This is a genomic window from Micromonospora sp. NPDC047753 (assembly GCF_040642735.1).
Lineage (GTDB): Bacteria > Actinomycetota > Actinomycetes > Mycobacteriales > Micromonosporaceae > Micromonospora.
This window is the reverse complement of record NZ_JBEYSL010000430.1, coordinates 1-5877: the sequence shown is the minus strand read 5'-3', so window position 1 is coordinate 5877 and position 5877 is coordinate 1. Positions and strand designations below refer to the sequence as shown.

Sequence of the window (5877 nt, the reverse complement as noted above, 5' to 3'; positions counted from 1 at the left end):
TCCTGATTCCGTTCAGCCTGCCCCGGGTCTTCGGCCGGATGGTCGGGCAGAACCGGCAGGGCTACGCCATCGCCGCGGTGATGGGCATCCTCGCGGCGGGCCGAGAGCACCACCCGCGCGCCGTCGGCGACCAGGCTCTGTGCGGTCGCGTAACCCAGACCGCGGGAGGCGCCGGTGAGGACGTACACGCGGTCGGTCAGTCCGAGATCCATAACTCCGATCCTGCCGCATCCGGTAACCCGTCGCCAGCACGGGTGGACAGCCGTGGGGCGGGGCGCAGCAGGCGTACCCGGCCGGCTATCTGCAGCGCGACGGCGCCGCCGGCGCGGCCCACCGCTGGCGCCCGGCGCGGGCGCGGCGCTCGAAGCCCGTCGTAGCGCAGGCGTGCCTCCCGGACGGCCAACTCATCGGCGGCGGCCGGGGGGAGCGCCTGCTGGGCGCGCAGCGCCCGGGCCAGGTCCCAACCGTCGCGCAGCGATCCACAGGTGGGTCGCCGGGCGGCCCACTCGGCGAAGGCGGTCGACCAGCGGGCACCGAGGCCTGCGGCGAGCAGTGGCCAGTGCCGGGCCACCTCGCCGGCCCGTTTGCGCAGCAGGGCCGCGCGGGTGGCGGCCAGCGGGCCCGGCGCGAACCCCGCCGGTGGCTCACCCCCGGCGACCAGCGCCGCGACAAGTTCGGCCTGCCGTTCGGCCAGCCCGACGCGGGGCGTCGGCGCGCTGCCGCCCTCTGGGGTGCCCGTCATGTCACGGCCGGAAAGCCCGCGGTGGCGGCCAGGGCGTCCAGTTCGGCGCGGAGTTCGACGGCCGGCGGATAGTGGCCGTCGCGCTCCAGCAGCAGGGCCGGCGGTCGCCGTCGGGCGCAGAGCGCGCCGAGAAGCTCCAGCACCGCTGTCGGCACCGGGTCGGTGTGGGTGTCGTGGTAGAAACCGCCGTGTTCCGCGCCGCCGGCCACGTGGGCGTACGCGACCCGTTCCAGCGGCAGGCGGTCCAGCAACGCCAGCGGGTCGGCACCCCTGTTGCGGGCGTTGGCGTGCACGTTTGCCACGTCCAGCAGCAGCAGTGCTCCGGTCCGGTCGAGGATCTCGGTGAGGAAGTCCGCCTCGGTCAGCTCGTCGTCGGGCCAGTCGACAAGCGCGGCGATCGGTTCCAGCGCGATCGGCACCGGAAGCTCGGCCTGTGCCCGGGCGACGTTGGCGCAGACCGCGTCGACGGCCTCCCGGCTGCGCGGCAGCGGCAGCAGGTGGCCGGCCTCCAGACCGCCGGCCCGGACGAACGCGATGTGCTCGCTGACCAGCGGGGCGTCCAGGCGTTGCGCCACCGCGGCCAGGTGCGCGACCCGGGCCGGGTCGACCGGCTCGGCGCCGCCGAGAGAGAGCCGCACCCCATGGGGTACGACGGTCACCGCGCGGTCCCGCAGCTGGGTCAGGCCGGGCGGAAGCGGCCCGGAAGCGGGCACCCCCTCGGCCACCACCTCCACGAAGCGCAGGCCGGGCAGCTCGGCCACGAAACCGGCGATCTCCGGCCGCCAGCCGATGCCGACGCCGGACGGGCCGGTCATCCGCCGCACCCCCCGCCGCCGCACCCGCCTCCGCCGCCGCAGGAGCTGCCGCCGTCCGAGCCGGAGCTGTCACCACCGCCCGAGGATCCGTCGGACCCTCCGGACCAGCCGCTACCGGCGGCGGCCTGGCGCTGGATCTCGGCCTGCTCGGCGAAGCCAGGGTCGAGCGCCCAGAGCGAGGCGGTGCCGTACAGGGCCACGCCCATCGCCGCGCCGGCCGCTCCGTAGGTGGCGTAGGCCGGCGCGGAGGCGGGGGCGAGGTGGGTGTGCTGGCGGCGGACGGAGCGCAGGGCGGCCCGACCTGCCCGGGTGAGCATCGGGACCCGACGCAGCACCAGCGTGACGATCAGGAGAGCGACCAGGGTCAGCAGCAGGTAGCCGACCGGGCGGCCGCTGAACAGGCCGGAGACCAACCGGAGCACACCGAGACCCAGCAGGGCGATCAGGAGCGTGGCCCAGAAGCGGGCCCGCGCGCGTTGCGCGTCGTTGGTCAGCAGCCCGCGCTCCTCCAGGCCGTTGCGGATCTGGTGCAGCGCGACGCGTACACGCTCGTCCTGGGGCAGGTCCCGGACCCGCGAGTGCTGGTGGGCTGCCCAGTGGATGGCCTGGTCCAGTGGGGTGAGCCCGGTCGGTGCGGCACCGACGGTGGTCAGTCGGCGGTCCGGTCGTACGCCGACCGCGCCGCTGCCGCGCAGCCCGCCGAGCGCCGCGTGCACCGCGAGTTGGGGGCCACCGTTGAGGTACGCGACCTGCTGTGGTCCGAGGGGATCGGCGGTCATGGCACCGCTCGACCCGACCGCCAGACGGAACCGCTGGTACGCCACGATCGCCACCACCAGGATGGCCGCGGCGATGTAGTAGCGGAGGAAGGTCGGGCCGGAGATGCCCCAGGTGTCGCCGGACGCGGCGTGGACGGTCATCGACTGCTCCTGTCACCGGAGGGATCGGCGGACCCATTGTGGAGCAGCCTCGCCACGGTCGACAGACCGGTGTGCGCGCGGTCAGTGCCGGCGGACCGCCTCCTCGACGAGGTCGAGCACCGGGCCCAGGTCGCCGGCCGGTCGGCCCATGGCCAGGTGCAGCACCAGGCCGTCGTAGGCCAGCTCCAGGAACTGGGCCAGCACGTCGATCGGGACGTCCTCGCGCAGCACCCCGGCGTCGCGTTGGCGGGCCAGCCGGTCCCGGGTCGCCTCGGCGATCGCGGCGGACCGCTCCGCCCAGCGCTTGGCGAACGCCGGGTCGGTGCGCAGCCGACGGGAGACCTCCAGTTGGCTGCCCAGCCAGCCGGTGGTGTCCGGCGAGACGGCGCGAGCGAGAAGGTCGCGCATCACCTGCACCAGACCGTTGCGGGCCACCGTCTCGACCATGACGGCGGCGTCGTCCTCGGCGACGGCCAGGAAGAGCGAGTCCTTGTCGCGGAAATGGTGGAAGATCGCGCCACGGGACAGGCCGGTGGCCTCTTCGAGGCGGCGTACGGTCGCCCCCTCGTAGCCGAGCCGGGCGAAACACGCCCGGGCCGCGGCGAGGATCTCCTGCCGGCGAGCGTCGAGCTGGTCCTGGCTTACTCTGGGCACACGTCGATCGTCGCAGGTCAGCTCGGGGCACGCAAACCGTACGTACGGCTTGGGATGTTGCCGACTACCATCGCCCGGTGACCCAGCCCCACACCCTGCCCAACTCCCCGCTGACGGTGGCCACCATCCAGGCCACCCCCACACCGGGCGACGTCGCCGGCAACACGGTCATCGCCGCCGACCTGGTCATCCAGGCCGGTGAGCGGGGCGCGCGGGTGGCCGTCCTGCCGGAGCTGTTCCTCTGCGCGTACCACCCGCCGGTTCTCGCCGCCGACCCGGCCGGCACGGACGTCGCGGCCGACCCGGCCGGGATGGTCGCGGAGCCCCGGCTCGACCCGCTGCGCGTCGCGGCGCGTGAGGCCGGCGTCACCGCGGTGGTCGGCGCGGCCGTCCGGCACCCCGACGGCCGGCGGACCATCGCGGCGCTGGTGGTCGACCGGACCGGCGAGGTGCGGGTCGGGTACGACAAGCAGCAGTTGTGGGGCGACGAGCGGGAGCTGTTCAGCCCCGGCGGCCGGGGTGCCACGCTGCTCGTCGACGACTGGCGGCTCGGGCTCGGCATCTGCTACGACGGCTGTTTCCCCGAGCACGGCCGGGCCGCGGCCCTCGACGGCGCGCACGCCTACCTGTGTCCCAGCGGATACCTGGCCGGCTCCGAGCACCGCCGGGATCTCTACTACGCCGCACGTGCCCTGGACAACACGATGTTCGTGGTCTTCGCCAACGCGGTCGGCGGCGTCGATCCGTGGCGGTTCAACGGCGGTGCGGCCATCTACGATCCCGAGGGGCGGGTGCTGGCCCGTGGCCCCGACGACGGCACGGCGGTGCTCGTGGCGACGCTGGATCCCGCAGTGCTCGCGGCCACCCGGACGGCCCACTCGATGCTTCTCGATCGGTTGCCGGACCAGGGCGGCGCCCGGCTGTCGATGCCTGGCTGAGCCTGCCGTCAGCTCGATACCCGCCGCATCTGTTAACAGACACGTCGGTCCCGTAGGGTGCCCGAGTGCCACTGCTCCTGCTGGACCTGGACAACACCCTGCTGGATCGGGCCGGGCCGTTCCGCCGCTGGGGTGAGCGCTTCCTGGACAGCATCGGCGCGCCCCACACCGACATCGACTGGCTGATCTCGATCGACGCCGACGGTCTGACCGACCGCTGGGACCTCGCCGACGCCATCCGGGACCGCTACGAGCTGCGGATTCCCTCGATCGACCTGGTCGAGGAGCTGCACGACGGGGTGGTGGCGCAGACCCGGCTCGACCCGCTGACCGCCTGCGCGCTGCGGATCGCCGACGACGCCGGCTGGGTGCCGGTGGTGGTCTGCAACGGCACCGTACGCGTCGAGGACGCCAAGATTCGCCGGACCGGGCTGGACCAGTACGTCGCGGACTGGGTGATCTCCGAGGAAGCCGGCGTCAGCAAGCCCAACCCGAGAATCTTCGCGCTCGCCGCCCAGCGGGTCCGGATGCCGCTGCGGGGGGCGTGGGTGATCGGCGACAGCCCGGAGGCGGACATCGGCGGGGCCGCCGCCGTCGGGCTGCCCAGCGTCTGGCTGCACCGGGGGCGCACCTGGTCGGACGTCCGGTTTGCGCCGAGCCGCACCGTGGACGGGTTGATCGCCGCGGTCGCCACCGTCCTGGCCCGCTGAGGGTTATCCCGCGCTGCCGGCCGTACGTCCGAGCGGTCGTTCGGGTGGCGGCCCGGTAATTCGGTTGACCGGCCGACTGGGTCGTACGAGCATTGTCCGCGCATGGTGCATCCCGGGCGTGTGCCCGGTCGAGGAGAGGAGGCGGGTCATGGCCGTCTTTGCAGGTCGCTTCCAGCTGCCTATCTCAGCCTCGACCAAGGGAACCTCACCACAGTGCGCGATCATGACCTTCCGGCGCTTGAGCGCCGGAGCCGCGGCAAGAGCCGCTTCGACGACGACGAACAGCAGTTTCTGAAGCGCGGGCGGCCCACCGAGCCGCTCGCAGACCCGGACAGCGAACCTGACCCGGACACCGGCGAGCGCTGGTCGTCCTGGGACGACGCCGTGCACGGGCCACAGCCGCACCCCGCCTGGCTGGTCACCGAGTTGGCCGCCAAGGACACCGAGCTGGGTGTGTTGAAGACCGGCAAGGAGGCGGACGTCCACCTGGTCCGTCGGGCCGTGCCGGACACCGACCGGTCCTGTCTGCTCGCGGTGAAACGCTACCGCGATCCCGAGCACCGGTTGTTCCACCGCGATGCCGGCTACCTGGAGGGCCGTCGGGTGCGCCGGTCCCGGGAGAACCGGGCGATGGCCAGCCGGACGGCGTTCGGCCGGCAGATGATCGCCGGGCATTGGGCGGCAGCCGAGTTCGCCGCGCTGAGCCGGCTCTGGGAGATCGGCGCCGGGCACGACCGCATCGCCGTGCCGTACCCGGTGCAGTTGCGGGGCACCGAGCTGATGCTGGAGTTCGTCGGTGACGCCGAGTCGGGGGAGGCGGCACCCCGACTGGCCCAGTTGCGACCCGGCCCGACCGAGCTGCGTGACCTGTGGGCCCAACTGGTGGAGGCGCTGCGGGTGCTGGCGCGGGCCGGCTACGCGCATGGCGACCTGTCGCCGTACAACCTGCTCGTGCACCAGGGTCGACTGGTCGTGATCGACCTGCCGCAGGTGGTCGACGTGGTGAAGCCGCCGACGCCCGTCTGATCCAGGTTGTACTTCTCGGTGAGGTAGGCCCGCTGCGCTGGCGTCACCGGCCGTTCGCCGGCGAGCGCCTGG

Annotated in this window: 7 protein-coding genes and 2 pseudogenes; 3 read left to right on the top strand and 6 right to left on the bottom strand. The window is 73.6% G+C overall.

The genetic code is table 11. The features are described 5' to 3' along the window. From ABZ749_RS27580 to ABZ749_RS27560, 5 genes are all read right to left on the bottom strand, one after another. Nucleotides 1-212 (bottom strand): SDR family NAD(P)-dependent oxidoreductase (locus ABZ749_RS27580; RefSeq protein ID WP_357232919.1); only part of this gene is annotated, 212 nt, incomplete at its 3' end. Then, nucleotides 197-742, bottom strand: a complete 546-nt coding sequence (locus ABZ749_RS27575) for a hypothetical protein (RefSeq protein WP_357232917.1) — start codon at nt 740-742, stop codon at nt 197-199. The genes ABZ749_RS27580 and ABZ749_RS27575, both read right to left, overlap by 16 nt. Next, complete coding sequence (locus ABZ749_RS27570; protein ID WP_357232915.1) at nt 739-1557, bottom strand: DUF692 domain-containing protein; 819 nt, start codon at nt 1555-1557, stop codon at nt 739-741. The genes ABZ749_RS27575 and ABZ749_RS27570 overlap by 4 nt, the downstream gene beginning before the upstream one ends. After that, nucleotides 1554-2477 carry a TIGR04222 domain-containing membrane protein gene (locus ABZ749_RS27565; protein WP_357232913.1) on the bottom strand — a complete coding sequence of 308 codons (924 nt, stop codon included), beginning with the start codon at nt 2475-2477 and terminating at the stop codon, nt 1554-1556. Before ABZ749_RS27565 ends, ABZ749_RS27570 begins: the two co-directional genes overlap by 4 nt. A gap of 81 nt (nt 2478-2558) precedes the next feature. Then, a complete protein-coding gene (locus ABZ749_RS27560; RefSeq protein WP_355009969.1) occupies nt 2559-3131 on the bottom strand; it encodes a helix-turn-helix domain-containing protein in 573 nt (190 codons plus the stop codon). A 77-nt stretch (nt 3132-3208) separates the two neighbouring features. Here ABZ749_RS27560 and ABZ749_RS27555 point away from each other — a divergent pair, with 77 nt between their 5' ends. The 3 genes and pseudogenes from ABZ749_RS27555 to ABZ749_RS27545 all read left to right on the top strand — a co-directional run. Further along, on the top strand, nt 3209-4069 hold the full coding sequence (locus ABZ749_RS27555; protein ID WP_357232911.1) for a carbon-nitrogen hydrolase family protein: 861 nt from the start codon (nt 3209-3211) through the stop codon (nt 4067-4069). A 65-nt stretch (nt 4070-4134) separates the two neighbouring features. Next, entirely contained in the window at nt 4135-4779 is a 645-nt protein-coding gene (locus ABZ749_RS27550) for an HAD family hydrolase (protein ID WP_357232909.1), read from the top strand. A gap of 213 nt (nt 4780-4992) precedes the next feature. Then, a pseudogene (locus tag ABZ749_RS27545) lies at nt 4993-5784 on the top strand (RIO1 family regulatory kinase/ATPase); the annotation flags it as partial. On the opposite strand, the pseudogene ABZ749_RS27540 reads toward ABZ749_RS27545, so the two are convergent. Further along, nucleotides 5784-5877: pseudogene (locus ABZ749_RS27540) on the bottom strand (ABC transporter permease); the annotation flags it as partial. The pseudogenes ABZ749_RS27545 and ABZ749_RS27540 sit on opposite strands and share 1 nt — an antisense overlap.